Consider the following 19378-nt stretch of genomic DNA (forward strand, 5'->3'; position numbering starts at 1 on the left):
CCGGTCCGCCTCCGGCCACGCGCCGTCGACGGCTCGTAGCAGAGCGCCGAAGTGCGCCGGGGCGGAGATCCCGCGGCTCACCCGTTCGGCGCAACGGCATTCCCCGCGGCCTGGGGAAGATCACTAGGGTGCCGTCATATCCTGCTCGGATATTGCACACATCACCGCCGGGCAGTCCGTCGGACGGCCTAACCGGGCCGATATACGGAATCATGGGCTCACGCGGCGATACCTGCACACAGGAGACCGCGCAAACGCGCATTGCAAGCGCCCTTCGGGGCGGACGTGGCCGTTCGACTGGAGATGCACGTGTCCGGGCGCATCGAGGATTACGCACTGATCGGGGACATGCAGACCGCGGCGCTGGTCTGCCGGGACGGGGCGGTGGACTGGCTGTGCCTGCCCCGCTTCGACTCCCATGCCGTGTTCGCGAGCATTCTCGGCACCGAGGATCACGGGTTCTGGCGGATCGGCCCGGCGTTCCCGGCGGGCTCCGAGGCCCCGCGGGCCACCCGCCGCCGCTACCGCGGCGACTCCCTGGTGCTGGAGTCCGAATGGGACACCCCCCGGGGCAGCGTCCGCGTGATCGACTTCATGCCTCCGCGCGAGCACCACGCACCGCAGCTGATCCGCATCGTGGAGGGCGTCAGCGGGCGCGTCCCCATGCGCTCGACCCTGCGGATGCGCTTCAGCTACGGCCGGGTGGTGCCGTGGGTGCACAAGGTCGACGGGCGCACCGTCGCCGTCGCCGGTCCCGACTCGGTCTGGCTGGACACCGACGCGGAGACCTACGGCAAGGACCTGACGACGTACTCCGACTTCACCGTCGGACCCGGCGACCGGGTCGCGTTCAGCATCAGCTGGCAGCCCTCGCACCGCGGCGCGCCCGAGGCCCCCGACGCCGAGGCGGCCCTGGAGTCCACCGCCGAGTTCTGGCGCGAGTGGGTCGAGCAGTGCACGTACCACGGGCCCTACCGGGAGGCCGTGGTCCGCTCGCTGATCACTCTCAAGGCCCTCACGTACGGTCCCACGGGCGGGATCGTCGCCGCGCCGACCACCTCCCTCCCGGAGGAGATCGGCGGGGTCCGCAACTGGGACTACCGCTACACCTGGCTGCGGGACGCGGCCATCACCCTCTCCTCGCTGCTGCGCACCGGCTACCGTGAGGAGGCCCGCGCCTGGCGCGAGTGGCTGCTGCGCGCGGTGGCCGGCGACCCGGAGAACCTGCAGATCATGTACGGGATCGCGGGCGAACGCGAGCTCGGCGAGACCGAGCTGGACTGGCTGCCCGGATACGAGGGCTCCCGCCCGGTGCGCGTCGGCAACGGCGCCGCGGGCCAGCTCCAGCTCGACGTGTACGGCGAGGTCACCGAGGCCCTGCACCTGGGCCACATGACCGGCCTGGCCCGCAGCGACTACGCCTCCGTGCTCCAGCTCAAGCTGATCCGCTACCTGGAGACGCACTGGTCCGAGCCGGACGAGGGCATCTGGGAGGTGCGCGGCCCGCGCCGGCACTTCGTGCACTCCAAGGTGATGGCGTGGGTGGCCGTGGACCGCACGATCAAGCTGATCGAGAGCGGGGACGCGGACGGCCCGCTGGAGCGGTGGCGGGAACTGCGCGACGAGATCCACCAGGACGTGTGCGAGAAGGGCTACGACAAGGAACGCAACACCTTCACCCAGTCGTACGGGTCGAAGGAGCTGGACGCCTCGCTGCTGCTGATCCCGCAGATGGGCTTCCTGCCGCCGGACGACAAGCGGGTCATCGGCACCATCGAGGCGATCCAGCGCGAGCTGTCCACGCCCGACGGCTTCATCCTGCGCTACCCGACGGCGGGTGAGGAGGCCGGTGTCGACGGCCTGGAGGGCGACGAGGGGGCCTTCCTCGCCTGCTCGTTCTGGATGGCCGACGACCTGGCGATGATCGGCCGGGTGGACGAGGCACGACGGCTGTTCGAGCGGCTGCTGGCGCTCCGCAACGACCTGGGCCTGCTCGCGGAGGAATGGGACCCCCGGCTCCAGCGGCAGGTCGGGAACTTCCCGCAGGCCTTCAGCCACGTTCCGCTGATCGACACGGCGCTGCGGCTGACCGCGAGCGGGGCCTACGGCGGCTGAGCCGGCCACGACCCGCCCGGGGTGCGGTGCGGTTCGCCGCGCCCCGGTGATCCGCCGGGCCTAGGCTGGAATGGTCTTATGCCCTCCGTCCGTTGGAAGGGGGCAGCCATGGCTCCCCTCTCGAAGGCGGGCGCGGCCCTGACCGCGCTCCGCGAGGATCTGTCCGGCGAGGTGTTCGCTCCGGACGATCCGGGCTACGACGAGGCCCGGACCGTCTTCAACGCGATGATCGACCGCAGGCCCGCCGTGATCGCCCAGTGCGAGAGCCCGGAGGACGTGGCCACCGCCGTGCGCTTCGCGAGGGACCTCGACCTGAAGATCGCCGTACGGGGCGGCGGGCACAGCGTCTCCGGTTCCGCCCTCGGCGACGGCGCGCTCGTGATCGACCTGCGCCGGATGCACGAGGTCACCGTCCACCCCGGGGCCCACGCCGTACGGGTCGAGGGCGGGGCGACGATGAGCCACCTGGACCGGGCCTGCGCCCCGTACGGGCTGGCCACCACCGGCGGCCGGGCCTCCACCACCGGCGTCGGCGGCTTCGTCCTGGGCGGCGGCAGCGGCTGGCTGGACCGCAAGTGCGGGCTGGCCGTGGACAACCTGCTGGGCGTGGAGCTGGTGACGGCCGACGGCTCGGTCGTGGAGACCACCTCCGAGGAGCGCCCGGAGCTGTTCTGGGCCCTGCACGGCGGCGGCGGCAACTTCGGCGTGGCCACCGCGATCACCCTGCGGCTGCACGAACTGCCCGGCATGGCCATCGCGTTCGTCCTGTACCTGCCGGAGAACGGTCCCGAGGTGATGCGGACCTACCGGGACATCCTGGAGGGCGGGCCGCCGGAGGCGAGCGGGGGCGTGATCTTCCTGACCGGTCCCCCGGACGACGAGCTCGTGCCCCCGCACCTGGCCGGGCGGCTGGTGTGCGCGGCGCTGCTCACGTACGCGGGCCCGGAGGAGCGGCTGCGGAAGCTCGCCGAGCCGCTGCTGGCGCTGCCGCACGAGGCGGCGCTGGTCACCGCCATTGCGTACGCCGATCTCCAATGCATGATCGACGACCCGCCGGGGCTGCGGAACTACTGGTCCGCGGAGTACCTGACCGGCGCCCCGGACGCCTTCGTCGACGTGTTCTGCTCCCGGGCCGCGTCGATGCCGGTGCCGACCGGGACCCAGCACATCCTGTTCCCTCAGGGCGGCGCGATCGCCTCCGGCCCGGCCGACTACCCGGTGCCGTACCGGGACTCCCCCTGGGTGGTGCACCCGTTCGGGATCTGGGAGGACCCCGCCGACGACGAGCGCTGCCGGCAGTGGGTCAAGGACGTCCGCGCGGACGTCGAGCCGTGGAGCACCGGCGCGGTGTACCTGAACTTCACCGGGGACGAGGGCTCGGACCGGGTGGTCTCCGGGCTCGGCGCGGACAACATGCGCCGCCTGGAACGGGTGAAGCGCGAGTACGACCCGGACAACGTCTTCCGCTTCAACCACAACATCCGGCCGGCCTGACCCCCTGATAGCGTCCCGCGACATGGACAACCAGGGCGGGATCACGGTTCAGCGGGCACTGGAGCTGCCGGGGCTGCGCAGCGGCCTGCCGGAGGTGGTGGCCTGCGCCGACCGCCTGGGCCGCACCGTCCGCTGGGTGCACGCGGGCGAGGTGCCGAACATCGCCTCCCTGCTCAAGGGCGGCGAGCTGCTGCTGACCACGGGGCTGGGCCTGGGCACCCGCCCCGCCGAACAGCGGGCCTTCGTACGCCGCCTCGCGGACCGGGGCATCGCCGCGCTGGTGGTCGAACTGGGCCCGCGCTTCACGCGGCTGCCCGCCACGATCGTGGAGACGGCGCGCACGGCGGGACTGCCACTGGTCCAGCTCCACCGGGAGGTCCCCTTCGTCGCGGTCACCGAAGAGGTCCACACCGAGATCGTCAACGGCCACTACGCGCTGCTCCAGCGGGCGGAGGAGGTCCACCGGCGCTGTACGGAGGCCCTGTTGGGCGGCGGGGGCATCCCGCAGGTGCTGCGCATCGTGGCCGACTTCACGGGGAACCCGGTCTTCCTGGAGACCCCGGACGGGCAGTTGCTGTACGCGGCCGCCAGCTCGGCCGGGGACCCCGGCGCGGACCCGCTCCAGGTGTGGGAGGGGCTGCGCGGCCAGCGCGAGGCCGAACCGTCCGCGAACACGGTGGTGATCGACGTACCGGGCGGCGGCCACGGCACCGGCTCGGTGCGGGCCCGGGTGGTGCTGGTCGGGGTCTCGGCCCCGCTGCTCCCGGTGCACCGGATGGCGGCGGAGCGCATCGCGGGTGTGCTGGCCGTGGTGCTGATGCAGGCGCGGCAGGAGGAGGAGCTGGCGGCACGCGGCCGCGGCGACTTCCTCACGGACCTGGCGGAGGGCCGGATCTCGGCGGAGGACGCGCCGGCGCAGGCCCGGGTGCTGGGTTTCAGGCCGGGTGCCGGACCGCTGCTGCCGGTGGTCATGCGGCTCTCGGACCTCGGCCCGTCCGGCAACTGGGCCGTGCTGGCCCGCGCGGTGCTGGAGGAGCTGTCGTCCGTCGGGGTGCCGGTCCTGCTGGGGGTCCGCCCGGTCGAGGGCCGGGTGCCGCTGCTGGTGTCGCTGCGGGCGGAGTCGGAACGCACGGCGGTCGCCGACCGGGTCGCGGCGGCGCTGCGGGCGGGTGTGGAACGGGCGGGCCTGGAGCGGGCCACCGCCCCGCCGGCGGTGGTCGTCGGCGTCGCGGGCGGCTGGGCGGCCGCCTCCTCGGGCCTGCGGCACGCGGCGGAGACCGCCACGGCGGCCCACGGCCTGCCGGCCAGGCCCTGGTACGACGCCCGCCGCCTCGACATCGACCTGCTGCTGTGGCGGCTGCGCGAACACCCGGACCTGGCGGCCTTCGTGGACCGCGCGATCGGCCCGCTGCGGGCGCACGACGCGACGTCGCGGCCGCCGCTGCTGCCGACGCTGGAGACGTACCTGGCGCATGCGGGCCGCAAGGCGGAGACGGCCCGTGAGCTCCACCTGAACCGGCAGACCCTCTACAACCGGCTGGCGCGCATCTCGGAGCTGCTGGGCACGGACCTTGACGACCCGGAGACGGTGCTCTCCCTCAGCCTGGCCCTCAGAGCCCGCCGCCACACCACGCCTTCTTGACGCGCCCCTCGCACCGCTCGGCCCCTGGGGGCCTCGCGGGCTTCGGCCGCTGCGCCGGACTCCGGGCCAGGCCGATTCAGCCTCGCCGGCGTTTGAGGCGCGGGGGTTCGGCGGCGGAGCCCCCGCGGCGGCGGCGCGGCCGGACGTGGCGGGGTGGCCCTGCGAACGCCGGCGGGGCTGGGTACGCGGGCGCTGCCCGGACCGCGCCTCAATCGCCGGCGGGGCTGGGTACGCGGAGCCCCGCGGCGGGGCGCCCCGTCCGTCACCGCCGGGGCTAACGGCGGCGTTCCGTCAGTTCGTCGTAGACGGACAGGACCTGGGCCACGGTGTCGTCCTCCGACGGCCACGTGGCGGCCTGGATGCGCCCTGCGGCGACGAGGTCGGACCGGCGGGCCGGATCGGCCAGGAGGCCGGCCACGGCCGACGCCAGGGCCCCCGCCTCCCCCGGCGGGACGAGCACCGCGCCCTCCCCCACCAGCTCCGGCACACCGCCCACCGCCGTCGCCACCAGCGGTACGCCCGCCCGCAGCGCCTCCTGCGCCAGCAGGGCCCGCGCCTCCCACCGGCTCGGCAGCACCGCCAGGTCCGCCGCGGCCAGCAGGTGCGCCGCGTCCCGGCGGCGGCCGAGGAGCCGGACCGGCAGCCGTTCCGCCGCGATCCGGCGGGCCAGTTCGGCCCGTAGCGGCCCCTCCCCCGCGATCACCAGCAGCGGCGCTGGTTCCAGGGCCCGCCACTCCCGCGCCGCGTCGAGCAGGACGGAGTACCCGCGGTGCGCCACGAGACTGCCGACCGCGATGAGCAACGGCCGTTCCACGACGCCGAGTTCCGCACGCACCTTGCCCGGGTCCGACGGCGTTTCCGGGCCCGCCGGGAAGGCCACCGGCGCCAGCCGCGCGTCCCTGGCGCCCCGCCGGCGGGCCAGGTCCACGAGGTCGGAGGAGGCCCCGAGGACCACCGCGGCGGCCCGCGCCACGCGCCGTTCCAGTATCCGGCTCAGCCGTCCGAGCGCGCCGTGCGCCGTCGGGCCTTCGCCGTGCCAGCTCACCACCAGCGGCACCCGGCGCCCGCGTATGGCCAGCGCGGCCCGCAGGCCGGCCCGCACTCCGTGCGCGTGGACGACGTCCGCGCCGGCGCACGCGGCCCGCAGCACGCTCACCGCGTCGGGCGCGAACTCCGCCCCGGCGCCGGTGAAGTCGTACTCACCCTCCGCCTGGACGGGGGCGCACACCGTGACCCGTACCCCGCGCGCGGCGAGCCCGGTGGCGAGTGATCGGACGTGCGCGCAGCTGCCGGCGCCCGCACCGTCGCCGAGCACTTGGACGGTGCGCAGCGGCGGGCGCCCGTAGGGCTGTGCCGCGACGGAGGTGGAGACCGGGGAGCTGCTCACTGGCCGAAGCTCCAGGATGAGGGGAGTCAGAGACGTCGCCAAGAATGCCAGTCCGCACGCGCGTTCCGGGACCATACGGGTGCGGATCCTGTGCGAGATACGGCAGGACACCCCCCGGCCTCACTCACACGGCGTAAGCGGAATCCGGAGAGTGACGCTCCGATCGATCCCTTTCGGTTCCGAACCGGTCTGTCGCGGACAAGCGGAAGGCCCGGAACGCCATGCGTTCCGGGCCCTCGGGTGGTGTTCGGGCTCACATGTCGGCGCGCGCCGCCGCCAGCAGTTCCTCGGCGTGTGCCCGCGCGGAGACGGAGTCCTCGTGGCCCGCGAGCATGCGCGACAGCTCACGGACGCGGTCCTCGCCCTCCAGGACGGTGACCCCGCTGCGGGTGACCGAGCCGTCGTTGGTCTTCTCCACCAGCAGTTGCCGGTCGGCGAAGGCGGCCACCTGCGGCAGGTGGGTGACGACCACGACCTGTGCCGACCTGGCGAGCTTCGCCAGCCGCCGGCCGATCTCGACGGCCGCCTTGCCGCCGACGCCGGCGTCGACCTCGTCGAAGAGGTAGGTGGGAACGGGGTCGGTGCCCGCGAAGACGACCTCCACCGCGAGCATCACGCGGGACAGCTCACCGCCCGAGGCGCCCTTGGCGATCGGCCGCGGCTGGGCGCCGGGGTGCGGAGCCAGCAGCAGTTCGACCTCGTCGGTACCGGAGGGGCCGTAGGCGACCGGGCGGCCGTCCACATCCACTCCTTCGGGGTCCTCGGTCTGCCGGATGTCGATCGTCACCCGGGCGTGCGGCATCGCCAGCGACGCCAGCTCCGCCGTCACCGCGGAGGCGAAGCGGGTCGCCGCCTCCACCCGGGCGTCGGTCAGGGCCTGGGCCAGCAGCGACAGTTCGGAGCGCAGCCCGTCGCGTTCCGCGGTCAGCTCGGTGATCCGCTCGTCGTCGCCGTCCAGTTCGAGCAGGCGCGCCGCGCCCTGTTCGGCCCACGCCAGTACGGCCTCCACGGTGCCTTCGGTGCCGTACTTGCGCGTCAGCTGCGTCAGGGCCGCCCGGCGCTCCTCCACCGCGGCCAGCCGCAGCGGATCGGCGTCGAGGTCGTCGGCGTAGCCCGCCAGTTCCCCGGCCACGTCGGACAGCAGGATGCCGAGTTCACCGATCCGCTCGGCGAGCGCGGCGAGCGCCGGGTCGTGCGACCGTACGGCTTCCAGCGCCCGGTGGGCTCCGGCGACGAGCATGTTCGCGTCGATGGCCTCGGGGTCCTCGGGGTTGCCCGCGAGCGCGCCGTGGGCCGCCTGGGCCGCCTGGGCCAGCGCCTCGGCGTGCCCGAGCCGTTCCGCCTCGGCCGCCAGCTCGGCGTCCTCGCCGGCCACCGGCTCCACGGCGGCGATCTCGTCGAGCCCGAAGCGGAGCAGGTCCGCCTCCTGGGCCCGTTCCCGGGCCCGGGTGGTGATCTCGTCGAGTTCCACGGTGACCGCGCGCAGCCTGCGGTAGGCCGAGCCGTACTTCTCCAGCGGGACGGCGACGGCGTCCCCGGCGTACCGGTCGAGCGCCTGCCGCTGGCGGGCCGGCCGGAGCAGGCCCTGCTGGTCGGTCTGCCCGTGTACGGCGACCAGGTCGTCGGCGAGTTCGCCGAGCAGGCCGACGGGCACGGACCGGCCGCCGACGTGGGCGCGCGAGCGGCCCTCGGCGGACACCGTCCGGCTGATCAGCAGGGCGCCGTCGTCGAGCTCGGCGCCCGCCTCCTCGGCGCGTACCGCGGCGGGGGCGTCCGGGCGCATGACGATGCGGCCCTCGACCACCGCCGCCTTGGCCCCGATCCGTACCAGGGCCGGGTCGGCCCGGCCGCCGAGCAGCAGCCCGAGGCTGGTGACGACCATCGTCTTGCCCGCGCCGGTCTCGCCGGTCACCGCGGTGAAACCGGGCGACAGCTCGACCACCGCGTCGTCGATGACCCCGAGCGACCGTATCCGCATCTCCTCAAGCACGGGACGACGATACCGAGGTTTCCCGGGTGCCATGTGACGTCACCCGCTCCGAGTTTCTCGAACGCGTGTGCTATTAATGCTGTCGCGAAGGGCACCGGACGGCAACACCCGGAATCCCGGCCGGGCTTGGGGGCCACGGCCCCGCCGGCCTCCGGCACAAGCCGTCAGTGGGGTGCGCCCCGCCAGCCCGACACGGGCAGCGCGAACTTCGCGACGAGCCGGTCCGTGAACGACGCGTGGTGCAGCCGGGCGAGCCGTACGGGCACCGCCCCCCGCCGGACCTCCACCCGGGCCCCGGCCGGCAGCTCCACCGTGCGCCGGCCGTCGCACCACAGGACACCGTGCGGGGTGCCGTTCTGCACCTCCACCGCCAGCACCGAGTTCGGCGAGGTCACCAGCGGCTTCGCGAACAGCGCGTGCGCACTGATCGGCACCATCAGCAGCGCCTCCACCTCCGGCCAGACCACCGGCCCGCCCGCGGAGAAGGCGTACGCCGTCGAACCCGTCGGCGTGGCGCAGACGATCCCGTCGCAGCCGAAGCCGGTCACCGGGCGCCCGTCGATCTCCAGGACGACCTCCAGCATCCGCTCCGGGGACACCTTCTGGACCGCGGCCTCGTTCAGCGCCCAGTCCCGGTGGACGACGTCGCCGTTCGTGCGCACGATCACGTCGAGGGTCATCCGCTCCTCGACCTCGTACGAACGCGTCACCACCCGGTCCACGACCTTGTCGAGGTCGTCGCGCTCGGCCTCCGCGAGGAAGCCGACCCGGCCCAGGTTGACGCCCAGCATCGGCACGCCCGAGGCGCGCGCGAACTCGGCGCCCCGCAGCAGGGTCCCGTCGCCGCCCAGCACCACCAGCAGCTCGCACCCGTCGAGCACCCCCGGCGTGGACTCGGTGACGAGCTCCACCTCCGGCGGCAGCGGCAGGTCCACCGCCTCGTGCTCGAAGACCCGTACGCCCAGCCCGCAGCGCAGCAGTCCCTTGACGACCAGCTCGGCGCTGCGGATGGCCGCGGGCCGCCCGGTGTGCGCGAGCAGGAATACGGTCCGTTCCCCCGGAAAATCTGTCACTGAGGCCCCTCCGCCACTGCACGGTCAACATCCGCCGGGTCGAGTGCCGGTGCCCCCGCCCTCAGCCACAGAAAGTACTCCACGTTCCCCGACGGCCCCGGCAGCGGACTGGCGGTCACCCCGAGAACGCCCAGCCCCAGCTCCGCGGCCCGGGCCGCGACCTCGCGCACGGCCTCCGCCCGCAGCTCCGGGCTGCGCACGACGCCGCCGCTGCCCAGCCGCTCCTTGCCGACCTCGAACTGCGGCTTCACCATCAGCACCAGGTCCGCGTCCGGCGCCGTGCACCGCACCAGCGCGGGCAGCACCAGGCCGATGGAGATGAAGGACAGGTCGCCGACGACGAGGTCCACCGGGACGCCGTCGAGCTGCTCGACCGTCAGCTCGCGCACGTTCGTGCGGTCCTTCACGGTGACCCGGTCGTCGCTCTGCAGCGACCAGGCGAGCTGCCCGTAGCCGACGTCGACCGCCATCACGTGGGCCACGCCCGCGCGCAGCAGCACGTCGGTGAAGCCTCCGGTGGAGGCGCCCGCGTCCAGCGCCCGGCGGCCCTCGACCCGCAGGCCCTGCGGCCGGAAGGCCGCGAGGGCGCCCGCGAGCTTGTGTCCGCCGCGCGAGACGTAGTCGGGGTCGTCGTCGTCCTTGAGGACGACGAGGGCCGCGCTGGTCTCGACCTGGGTGGCGGCCTTGGTCGCGGTGGTGCCGCCCACGGTCACCCGGCCCGCGGCGATCAGCTGCGCGGCGTGCTCGCGCGAGCGGGCCATGCTGCGGCGTACCAGTTCGGCGTCCAGGCGGCGGCGTGCCACTCCTGCCACGTTCGGTTCAGCTCCTGTTTTCGTACGGTCCGGGGACGGAGGGTGCGTCCAGCGCGGTCAGCGCCTCACGCAGCCCCCGGTGGACATCCTCGTACACCTCGACGTGTCCGTCCGCCCCGAGGTGGTCCGCGTCCGCCAGCCGCGCCAGGTGCGCGTCCACCCCGGCGTGGCCGGTGGGGGTGCGTACGACGCCCAGCGCCACGGGCCCGGCGGGCTCGGCCGGCCCCGCGGGCTCGGCGGGCTCAGCGGGCTCGGCGGGCTCGGCCGGCTCCACGGGGGTTTCCGCCCCGGCCTCTGCGCCGGCTCCGGCTCCGGCCGCGCTCGGGGCCTCGGCCCGGGTCTCGGCTGCTTCGTCGGTCATGCCACGACGCTACCCCGAAGCGCCCCCACGGCCACGCGCGGCTCTGCGGTACGGTCGTGATCACGATGGCTACGATCCAGGAGTGCCGTGAAGCACTCGACCGACTCTCCGACAACCTCGAGCGGGCCGAGGCCGGCGTGCGCGGCGCGGCCGCGTTCGACCGCTCCCTCAGCTGCCACATCACGGACCTGGACCGGACCTTCACGGGCCGGCTCGACGGAGGCCGGATCCGCGTGGACGGGGTCGCTCCGGGCCCGCCCGCGCACAAGGCCGAGATCCGCCTGGCGATGACCGGCGACGACCTGGTCTCGCTGGTCGCGGGCGAGCTGAAGTTCGCGAAGGCCTGGGCCTCCGGCCGGGTCAGGCTGGAGGCCGGCTTCCGCGACCTGCTGCGGCTGAAGAGCCTGCTCTAGGCACTGCCGCCGGTGAGGGCGCCGGCCTCGGCGGAGGCCTGTGCGCGGGAGCGTCGCGCCGCCGGGATCACCAGCGGCGTGCCCGTCTCCGGGTCGTCGATGACCTGGCAGCGCAGCCCGAACACCTTCTCCACGAGCTCCGCGGTGACCACCTCCTGCGGCGGCCCCTCGGCGATGACCTTCCCGCCCCGCATCGCGATCAGGTGCGTGGCGTAGCGGGCGGCGTGGTTGAGGTCGTGCAGCACCGCGACGAGCGTGCGCCCCTGCGTCTCGTGCAGTTCGGCGCACAGGTCCAGCACGTCGATCTGGTGCTGGATGTCCAGGTACGTCGTCGGCTCGTCGAGCAGCAGCAGCGGGGTCTGCTGCGCCAGCGCCATGGCGATCCACACGCGCTGCCGCTGCCCGCCCGACAGCTCGTCCACCGCACGGTCGGCGAGTTCGGCGACCCCGGTCGAGGCCATCGACTCGTTCACGACCCGCTCGTCCTCGGGCGACCACTGCCGCAGCAGCCCCTGGTGCGGGTACCGGCCGCGCGAGACCAGGTCGGCCACCGTGATGCCGTCGGGCGCGATCGAGGACTGCGGGAGCAGGCCGAGGGTCTTGGCGACCTGCTTCGCGGGCATCGACCCGATGGCCTGGCCGTCCAGCAGCACCCGCCCCTCGGACGGCTTCAGCATCCGCGACAGGGCCCGCAGCAGCGTGGACTTGCCGCAGGCGTTCGGGCCGACGATCACCGTGAAGGAGTTGTCGGGGATCTCCACCGACAGGTTCTCGGCGATGACCCGCTGGTCGTAGCCGAGGGTCACGTTCTCCGCGGTCAACCGCTGCACTTGCGCACTCCTGAGGTTCATATACGTCCTGCCTTGCGCTCGGTGACGAGCAGCCAGAGCAGATAGACACCGCCGACCAGCCCGGTCACCACGCCCACCGGCAGCTGGTCCGCGCCGAAGGCCCGCTGCGAGGCCCAGTCCGAGAGCAGCAGCACCACCGAGCCCATGAGGGCGGCGGTCAGCAGGTTGGCACCGGGCGAGCGGGTCAGCCTCCGGGCCAGCTGCGGCGCGGCCAGCGCGACAAAGCTGATCGGCCCGGCCGCGGCGCTCGCCGCCGTGGTCAGCAGGATGGCCGCCAGCATCAGCAGCATTCGGGTGCGCTCCACCCGCACCCCCACCGCGTACGCCGCGTCGTCCCCCATCTCGATCATCCGCAGGGCCCGGCTCTGCCCCAGCACCAGCGGGAACAGCACCGCACAGGTCGCCAGCAGCGGCCACACCTGCGCCCAGTCCCGGCCGGCCAGCGAACCGGTCAGCCAGACCATCGCCCGCGAGGCCTCCACCAGCTGGGCCTTCGTGATCAGGTACTGGATGACGGCCACCAGCATCGCGGACGCGCCGATGCCCACCAGGACCAGCCGGTAGCCGTGGATGCCCCGCTTGTAGGCCAGCAGGTAAACGGCGGCGCCGGCCAGCAGCCCGCCCAGCAGCGCACCGGCGGCGACCTCGGTCGCCGAGCCGTTCAGCAGGATGATCACGACGAGGGCGCCGACCGCGGACCCGTACGAGAAGCCGAGCAGGTCGGGCGAGCCGAGCGGGTTGCGGGTCACCGACTGGAAGACGGCTCCGGCCATCCCGAGGGCCGCGCCGACCAGCAGGGCGACCAGCACCCGGGGCAGCCGCAGGTCGTTGACGATGAAGTCGTTGGCGGGGGTTCCGTTGCCGAGCAGGGTCTGTACGACGTCCCACGGCGCGATGTCGAAGTCGCCGGTGCCGATGAGCAGGACGGCCATGACGAACGCGGCGAGGGCGAGCAGGCCGCCGACGGCCAGGGCGCGCCGCTCGATCCGCAGCGACATCCCGCCCGGGAGCCGCACGGGACGGGCTTTGGCGGTCACGGTCACAGCTGGGCCATTCTCTTGCGCCGGACGAGGTAGATGAAGACGGGCCCGCCGATGAGCGCGGTGACGATGCCGACCTGGAGTTCGGCGGGCCGGGTGACGACCCTGCCGACGACGTCCGCGCCGAGCAGCAGGACGGGCGACAGGACGGCCGAGTAGGCGAGCACCCAGCGCATGTCCGGTCCGGTGAACACGCGCACGAGGTGCGGGATCATCAGGCCGATGAAGACGATGGGCCCGCAGGCGGCGGTCGCCGCACCGCAGAGCAGGGTGATGGCGAGCATCGCGCCGACCCGGGTCCGTGTCAGGTTCGCGCCGAGTGCCCTGGCCGTGTCGTCGCCCATCGCCATCGCGTTCAGCGGCCGGCCGAGCGCCAGCGCGATCACCGCGCCGGCCAGCAGGAACGGGGCGACCTGCCGGACGGTGTCCATGTTGGCCGAGGCCAGCGAGCCCACCGTCCAGAAGCGCAGCTTGTCCAGCGCCTTGCTGTCCATCAGCTGCACGGCGTTGATGTAGCCGACGAGGGCCGCACTGGCCGCCGTACCGGCGAGCGCGAGGCGTACCGGTGTGGCGCTGCGGCTGCCGCCGAGCACGTACACGACGACGGAGACGACGGCGGCGCCGAGGAAGGCCCACCACACGAACTCCGACAGCGAGCTCGCGCCGAGGAAACTGATCGCGGACACCACGGCGGCCGCGGCGCCGGCGTTGACACCGAGGATGCCGGGCTCGGCCAGCGGGTTGCGGGTCAGCGCCTGCATGACCGCCCCGGACAGGCCCAGCCCGAGACCGACCATCAGCCCGAGGAGGGTGCGCGGGACCCGGAGGTCCCGCACGACCACGTCCGAGGTGGTTCCCGAGTAGTGGAAGAGGCCGTGCCAGACCTCTTCCAGGGGCATCTGCTTGGCGCCCACGGAGATGCTCACCACCGCGATGAGGGCGAGCACCACGAGGGCGCCGGCCAGACCCGCGGCGCGTGCGGCATGACGTGGGCGGGCGACGGCGTCCGGCGGGTGCGCCGCGCTCGGCCCGGATTCGGGAGGACTCTCAACCAACACGGAGGTTAGGTTAGCCTACCCTCCGCCTCGAACGGACCCCCGGAGGTCACTGAAAACCCAGCCTGGCCAGCGCCTTCGCCGCGTCCAGCGTGCACACGCCCTCCGCGCCGGCCGTCCAGGCCGCCGCGCACAACGCCCGCAGCCCGTCCAGCGGGTCGAGGCCGGCCCGTCCTGCGGGGTCTTGCCCGCCCGTCCCGTCCTGCTCGTCGGCCTCGCTCAGTTCGAGCACACCGCTGTTGAGCGCGACCGCCGTCCAGCCGCCGCAGCGGAACCCCTCCGCGGCCGGCACCACCTCCGGCTGCCCGGCCAGCAGCCCGCGCAGGTCCCGGTCCACGTAGGTCGGCCGGTGCCGGGGCTCGGCCCGCAGCAGCTGCTCCGCGTCGGTCACCCCGGTCAGCACCAGCAGCGAGTCCACCTCCCCGTTGAAGGCGCCCTCGATGTCGGTGTCCAGCCGGTCCCCGACGACCAGCGGCCGCTTCGCCCCGGTCCGCAGCACCGTCTCGCGGTGCATCGGGGGCAGCGGCTTGCCCGCCACCTGCGGCTCCGCGCCCGTGGCGATCCGTACGACCTCCACGGCCGCCCCGTTGCCCGGCGCGATGCCCCGCGCCCCCGGGATCGTCAGGTCGGTGTTCGACGCGTACCACGGCACGCCCCGGTTGATCGCGTACGAGGCCTCCGCGAACCGGCCCCACGCCAGGTCCGGCCCCCCGTAGCCCTGCACGACCGCCGCCAGTCCCTCCTCGTCGGCGGAGTCCACCGGCTCCAGCCCGCGTTCGCGCAGTGCGACCCGCAGCCCCTCCCCGCCGATCACCAGCACCTTGGACCCCGGCTCCACCTGCTCCGCGATCAGCCGGGCCACCGCCTGCGCCGAGGTGATCACCTCGGCCGCTTCCGTCGGGATGCCCAGCTCGCCCAGGTGTTCCGCGACGGCTTCCGGCGTCCGCAGGGCGTTGTTCGTGACGTACGCGAGGTGCATGCCGTCGGCGCGGGCCGCCGCGAGCGACTCCACGGCGTGGCCGATGGCCCGCCCGCCCGCGTACACCACACCGTCCAGGTCCAGGAGAGCGGTGTCGTACGCCTGGTGCAGACTCTGGTCACACGCCGCGGGACTGGTCCTGATCTGCCGGGTCATCCTGGCCGCTCCCTCTGTGATCGATCTTGTCCGATTCCCTGCTGCCCCGATCATCCCGCATGGCGAGACGCGACTTACCATGCACTAATGACCACTCCTGGCACCGCGGACCACGGGCTGCGCCTCATCCCGTTCCATGGCCTGCGCTACGTCCCCGAGCGTGTCGGCAGCCTCGCCGCCGTCACCTCGCCGCCGTACGACGTGGTCGTGCGCCCCGACGGAGTCGACCACCTCGAATCCGCCGACCCGCACAACATCGTCCGTCTGATCCTCCCGCAGGCCGGCACCCCGGCCGCGCGCAACGAACAGGCCGCGCGCACGCTGCGGCACTGGCTCGCCGAGGGCATCCTCTCCGCCGACCCCGAGCCCGCGCTCTACGTGTACGAACAGCGCCGGACCGGGCTGCTGCAGCGCGGCGTCATCGGCGCCCTCGCCCTGTCCACCGCCGACGCCGGCATCGTCCTCCCGCACGAGGACGTCATGCCGGACGTGGTGACCGACCGGGCCGGCCTGATGCGCGCCACCTCCGCCAACCTCGAGCCGCTGCTGCTCACCTACCGGGGAGACGACCCCGGCGCGGGTGCGGCGGCGGTCGTCGAGCGGACCGCCCAGCGCGCGCCCCTGCTGTCGACCACCACCGAGGACGGCGTCCAGCACCGCCTCTGGGCGATCACGGACCCGGCCGAACTGGCCGCCGTCACAGCCGATCTCAGCCACCGCCAGGCCCTCATCGCCGACGGCCACCACCGCTGGGCGACGTACCTGCGCCTCCAGGAGGAGCACGGCTCCCCCACCGCGTGGGACTTCGGCCTGGTCCTGCTCGTCGACACCGCGCGCTATCCGCTCCAGGTCCGCGCCATCCACCGCATGCTGCGCCGGCTGCCGGTCGCCGACGCGCTGGCCGCCGTCGCCGGTCACTTCCGGGTCCGTACGGTCGACGGGCCGCTCCCGCTGGCCCTGGAGTCCCTCGCGGACGCGGCGGAACGCGGCAACGCCTTCCTCCTCGCCGGCGCCGGCACCTTCCACCTGGTCACCGATCCCGATCCGGCCCTCCTCGACCGCACGGTCCGCCACGACCGCCCCGAGGCCTGGCGCCGGCTGGACGCCACCGTGCTGCACGCGACGCTGCTCGACGCCCTCTGGCACGTGCCGGACACCCCCGACCAGATCACCTACATCCACGACGCCGCGTCCACGGTGGCCATGGCCGAACGCCACGGCGGCACGGCCGTCCTGATGCACCCCGTACGGGAGGAGGTCGTGCGCGACCTCGCCCGCCAGGGGGTCACGATGCCCCGGAAGTCCACGTCCTTCGGGCCCAAGCCGGCGACCGGCCTGGTCCTGCGCGGACTGGGCTGAGGTCTCCCGGACCGGACACGAAGAAGGGCGGTACCCCGGTCGGGGTACCGCCCTTCTCGTTGTCACGTCGACGTGGCTCAGGCCTTGTCGCCGCGGACGTCGGTGTCGGACGCGGACTGCTCCAGCGGCTCGTACTCCTCGTCGTCCTCGTCGTAGTACTCGGTCACGTCGGTGGCGCGCTCGGCCGCGGCGACCTCCGCCGGGTCCTGGTCGTCGTCCTCGTGCTCGTCGTACTCGTCCTCGCCGTCCTCGCCGTCCTCGTCGTCGACCAGGTTCTCGGTCCCGTCCCGGTCCTCGTCGTCGGACAGGTCCGCGGCGTCGACGAACTCGACGCCGTCGAGCTCGGCGAGACGGTCGGAGGCGTCGGTGGCCCCGTCCTTGTCCGCTTCGAGGGCCTTGCCGAACCACTCGCGGGCCTCGTCCTCACGACCGGCCGCCAGCAGGGCGTCGGCGTAGGCGTACCGCAGGCGCGCGGTCCACGGCTGGACGGCATTGGACGCCAGCTCGGGGCTCTGCAGGGTCACGATGGCCGCTTCGAGCTGCCCCTGGTCCCGCCGGGCACCGGCCGCGACCAGACGCATCTCGACCTGGCCGGCCTTGTCGAGCTTCTGGACCTCGGGCTCACCGGCCATGGCCAGCGCCCGCTCGGGACGGCCGAGGCCGCGCTCGCAGTCGGCCATGACGGGCCACAGCTCGACGGAGCCGGTCATGCGCTTGGCGGCGCGGAACTCGGCGAGGGCCTCGCTGTACTTCTGCGTGGCGTACGCGGCGAAGCCGGCGGCCTCGCGGACGGCGGCGACGCGGGAGGCCAGGCGCAGGGCGATGCGCGAGTACGCGTACGCCTGCTCGGGGTCCTCGTCGATCAGCCGGGCGACCATGACCAGGTTCTTGGAGACCTCTTCGGCCAGCCCCTTGGGCAGGCTCAGCAGCTCCTGACGCACATCGGCGTCGATCTCGAGGCCGGTGACGTCCTCGTCGATCGGAAGCCGCTTGACCGGGTCGCGGTCGCGGTCCGAGCGGTAGCCACGGTCGCCGCCGCGGTCATCGCGACCCCGGTAGCCGCCGCGGTCGTCCCGGCTGCCACGGTACCCACCACGGTCGCCGCCCCGGTCGTCACGACGCGGGTAGGACGGACGGTCCCCGCCCCGGTCGCCCCGGTCGTCACGGCGCGGGTAGGACGGGCGGTCGCCACCGCGGTCGTCACGGCCGCCACGGTATCCACCACGGTCGTCGTCGCGCCGCGGGTACGACGGACGGTCGCCCCGGTCGCCCCGGTCGTCACGACGGGGGTAGGACGGACGGTCGCCACCGCGGTACCCGCCACGGTCGTCGTCGCGCCGCGGGTACGACGGACGGTCGCCCCGGTCGCCCCGGTCGTCACGGCGCGGGTAGGACGGGCGGTCGCCACCGCGGTCGTCACGGCCGCCACGGTATCCACCACGGTCGTCGTCACGGCGCGGGTACGACGGACGGTCGCCCCGGTCGTCACGACGGGGGTAGGACGGGCGGTCGCCACCGCGGTCGTCACGCCCACCGCGGTATCCACCACGGTCGTCGTCACGGCGCGGGTAGGACGGACGGTCACCGCGGTCGTCACGGCGGGGGTACGAGGGACGCTCGCCACGGTCGTCACGGCGGAAGGGGGGACGGTCCCCGCCACGGTCGTCGCGACGCGGGTAGGACGGACGGTCGCCACCGCGGTACCCGCCACGGTCGTCGTCGCGACGCGGGTACGACGGACGGTCACCCCGGTCGCCCCGGTCGTCACGACGCGGGTACGAGGGACGCTCGCCGCGGTCGTCACGGCGGAAGGAGGGACGGTCCCCGCCCCGGTCGCCCCGGTCGTCACGGCGCGGGTAGGACGGGCGGTCGCCACCGCGGTCGTCACGGCCGCCACGGTATCCACCACGGTCGTCGTCGCGCCGCGGGTACGACGGACGGTCACCGCGGTCGTCACGACGCGGGAAGCTGGGGCGGTCGCCGCCCCGGTCGTCACGGCGGGGGTACGAGGGACGCTCGCCACGGTCGTCACGGCGGAAGGAGGGACGGTCCCCGCCCCGGTCGCCCCGGTCGTCGCGACGCGGGTAGGACGGACGGTCGCCACCGCGGTCGTCACGGCGGAAGCCGCCGCCACCGCCGCCGGTGGGACGCCCGCCACGGTCGTCGCGACGGTAGCCACCGCCACCGCCACTGGCCGGCCTGCCGCCGCGGTCGTCGCGACGGAACGGGGGACGGTCGCCCCCACGGTCGTCACGGCCCCCGCGGTAGCCGCCCCTGTCACCGCCGTCGTTGCGCCGAGGCTCGCGCTCCGGACGATCGTCGGGAGAGTTGGACATGGGTGTGACTCCTGTCTTCGGGGTACCGCTAGTCATTCTCGCGCAACCAACCCATGGCCGCGCTTCGGCGTAAAGAAGTGAAAAACAAAAAGGACCCTTGGTCCAGCGTTGAACGCTGGACCAAGGGTCCTTTGAAAGATTGTTCGGCGGCGTCCTACTCTCCCACAGGGTCCCCCCTGCAGTACCATCGGCGCTGAAAGGCTTAGCTTCCGGGTTCGGAATGTAACCGGGCGTTTCCCTAACGCTATGACCACCGAAACACTATGAAATTCGAACGCTGGCTGACATCACAGCTGTTCGTTATTTCAGAACTAA

Annotated in this window: 15 protein-coding genes, 1 rRNA gene and 1 pseudogene; 5 read left to right on the plus strand and 12 right to left on the minus strand. The window is 73.7% G+C overall.

Translation table 11 applies throughout. The annotated features are described in order from the left end of the window. Positions 1-285: 285 nt before the first annotated feature. The 3 genes from NRK68_RS07940 (at position 286) to NRK68_RS07950 (ending at position 5251) form a co-directional block, all read left to right on the plus strand. Complete coding sequence (locus NRK68_RS07940) at positions 286-2115, plus strand: glycoside hydrolase family 15 protein (RefSeq protein ID WP_183069317.1); 1830 nt, start codon at positions 286-288, stop codon at positions 2113-2115. Between the two features lie 108 nt (positions 2116-2223). Continuing rightward, on the plus strand, positions 2224-3609 hold the full coding sequence (locus NRK68_RS07945; RefSeq protein ID WP_183069316.1) for an FAD-binding oxidoreductase: 1386 nt from the start codon (positions 2224-2226) through the stop codon (positions 3607-3609). Between the two features lie 22 nt (positions 3610-3631). Beyond that, complete coding sequence (locus tag NRK68_RS07950; RefSeq protein WP_183069315.1) at positions 3632-5251, plus strand: PucR family transcriptional regulator; 1620 nt, start codon at positions 3632-3634, stop codon at positions 5249-5251. Between the two features lie 274 nt (positions 5252-5525). Here the strand turns inward: NRK68_RS07950 and NRK68_RS07955 are convergent, their stop codons facing one another. From NRK68_RS07955 to NRK68_RS07975, 5 genes are all read right to left on the minus strand, one after another. Next, positions 5526-6638, minus strand: a complete 1113-nt coding sequence (locus tag NRK68_RS07955; RefSeq protein WP_257855449.1) for a glycosyltransferase family 4 protein — start codon at positions 6636-6638, stop codon at positions 5526-5528. Positions 6639-6891: 253 nt separating this feature from the next. After that, positions 6892-8616: a DNA repair protein RecN gene (gene recN, locus NRK68_RS07960; RefSeq protein WP_183069386.1), complete on the minus strand. Its 1725-nt coding sequence runs from the start codon at positions 8614-8616 to the stop codon at positions 6892-6894. Positions 8617-8792: 176 nt separating this feature from the next. Then, positions 8793-9701, minus strand: a complete 909-nt coding sequence (locus NRK68_RS07965) for an NAD kinase (protein ID WP_046780610.1) — start codon at positions 9699-9701, stop codon at positions 8793-8795. Then, the gene (locus NRK68_RS07970) at positions 9698-10513 is read right to left on the minus strand and encodes a TlyA family RNA methyltransferase (RefSeq protein WP_183069313.1); all 816 of its coding nucleotides are present in this window, start codon (positions 10511-10513) and stop codon (positions 9698-9700) included. The genes NRK68_RS07965 and NRK68_RS07970 overlap by 4 nt, the downstream gene beginning before the upstream one ends. Before the next feature lie 7 nt (positions 10514-10520). Further along, the gene (locus tag NRK68_RS07975; RefSeq protein ID WP_257855450.1) at positions 10521-10874 is read right to left on the minus strand and encodes a hypothetical protein; all 354 of its coding nucleotides are present in this window, start codon (positions 10872-10874) and stop codon (positions 10521-10523) included. 65 nt (positions 10875-10939) lie between these two features. On the opposite strand from NRK68_RS07975, the gene NRK68_RS07980 reads away from it, so the two are divergent. Continuing rightward, complete coding sequence (locus NRK68_RS07980; protein ID WP_183069312.1) at positions 10940-11287, plus strand: SCP2 sterol-binding domain-containing protein; 348 nt, start codon at positions 10940-10942, stop codon at positions 11285-11287. Here the strand turns inward: NRK68_RS07980 and NRK68_RS07985 are convergent. The 4 genes from NRK68_RS07985 to NRK68_RS08000 are packed head-to-tail and all read right to left on the minus strand — an operon-like array spanning position 11284 to position 15368. Further along, the gene (locus NRK68_RS07985) at positions 11284-12138 is read right to left on the minus strand and encodes an ABC transporter ATP-binding protein (RefSeq protein ID WP_220819578.1); all 855 of its coding nucleotides are present in this window, start codon (positions 12136-12138) and stop codon (positions 11284-11286) included. The genes NRK68_RS07980 and NRK68_RS07985 overlap by 4 nt on opposite strands. Further along, positions 12135-13136 (minus strand): FecCD family ABC transporter permease, encoded by a 1002-nt coding sequence (locus NRK68_RS07990; protein WP_257857793.1) that lies wholly within the window; start codon positions 13134-13136, stop codon positions 12135-12137. The genes NRK68_RS07985 and NRK68_RS07990 overlap by 4 nt, the downstream gene beginning before the upstream one ends. 41 nt (positions 13137-13177) lie before the next feature. After that, positions 13178-14236 (minus strand): FecCD family ABC transporter permease, encoded by a 1059-nt coding sequence (locus NRK68_RS07995; protein ID WP_183069310.1) that lies wholly within the window; start codon positions 14234-14236, stop codon positions 13178-13180. A 46-nt stretch (positions 14237-14282) separates the two neighbouring features. Further along, positions 14283-15368, minus strand: a complete 1086-nt coding sequence (locus NRK68_RS08000; protein WP_257855451.1) for an HAD-IIA family hydrolase — start codon at positions 15366-15368, stop codon at positions 14283-14285. Between the two features lie 87 nt (positions 15369-15455). On the opposite strand from NRK68_RS08000, the gene NRK68_RS08005 reads away from it, so the two are divergent. Then, positions 15456-16727, plus strand: coding sequence for a DUF1015 family protein (locus tag NRK68_RS08005; protein WP_183069308.1), 1272 nt, complete (start codon positions 15456-15458; stop codon positions 16725-16727). Positions 16728-16804: 77 nt separating this feature from the next. Here the strand turns inward: NRK68_RS08005 and NRK68_RS08010 are convergent, their stop codons facing one another. From NRK68_RS08010 to rrf, 3 genes and pseudogenes are all read right to left on the minus strand, one after another. After that, a complete protein-coding gene (locus tag NRK68_RS08010) occupies positions 16805-17653 on the minus strand; it encodes a tetratricopeptide repeat protein (protein ID WP_373024416.1) in 849 nt (282 codons plus the stop codon). Positions 17654-18055: 402 nt separating this feature from the next. Then, a pseudogene (locus NRK68_RS37050) lies at positions 18056-18874 on the minus strand (hypothetical protein); the annotation flags it as partial. A 330-nt stretch (positions 18875-19204) separates the two neighbouring features. Next, a 5S ribosomal RNA gene (rrf, locus tag NRK68_RS08020) occupies positions 19205-19321 on the minus strand. Positions 19322-19378 lie beyond the last annotated feature (57 nt).

The sequence above is a fragment of the Streptomyces yangpuensis genome, from assembly GCF_024666385.1.
In the GTDB taxonomy this organism is placed as follows: Bacteria; Actinomycetota; Actinomycetes; order Streptomycetales; family Streptomycetaceae; genus Streptomyces; species Streptomyces yangpuensis.

Excerpts from the sequence above, each read along its gene's own strand:
- NRK68_RS07990 (WP_257857793.1), bottom strand. The coding sequence starts at position 13,136 with ATGTCGCTGCGGATCGAGCGGCGCGCCCTGGCCGTCGGCGGCCTGCTC.
- NRK68_RS08005 (WP_183069308.1), top strand. The coding sequence starts at position 15,456 with ATGACCACTCCTGGCACCGCGGACCACGGGCTGCGCCTCATCCCGTTC.
- NRK68_RS07980 (WP_183069312.1), top strand. The coding sequence starts at position 10,940 with ATGGCTACGATCCAGGAGTGCCGTGAAGCACTCGACCGACTCTCCGAC.
- NRK68_RS07950 (WP_183069315.1), top strand. The coding sequence starts at position 3,632 with ATGGACAACCAGGGCGGGATCACGGTTCAGCGGGCACTGGAGCTGCCG.
- NRK68_RS07945 (WP_183069316.1), top strand. The coding sequence starts at position 2,224 with ATGGCTCCCCTCTCGAAGGCGGGCGCGGCCCTGACCGCGCTCCGCGAG.
- recN (WP_183069386.1), bottom strand. The coding sequence starts at position 8,616 with ATGCGGATACGGTCGCTCGGGGTCATCGACGACGCGGTGGTCGAGCTG.
- NRK68_RS07975 (WP_257855450.1), bottom strand. The coding sequence starts at position 10,874 with ATGACCGACGAAGCAGCCGAGACCCGGGCCGAGGCCCCGAGCGCGGCC.
- NRK68_RS07985 (WP_220819578.1), bottom strand. The coding sequence starts at position 12,138 with ATGAACCTCAGGAGTGCGCAAGTGCAGCGGTTGACCGCGGAGAACGTG.
- NRK68_RS08000 (WP_257855451.1), bottom strand. The coding sequence starts at position 15,368 with ATGACCCGGCAGATCAGGACCAGTCCCGCGGCGTGTGACCAGAGTCTG.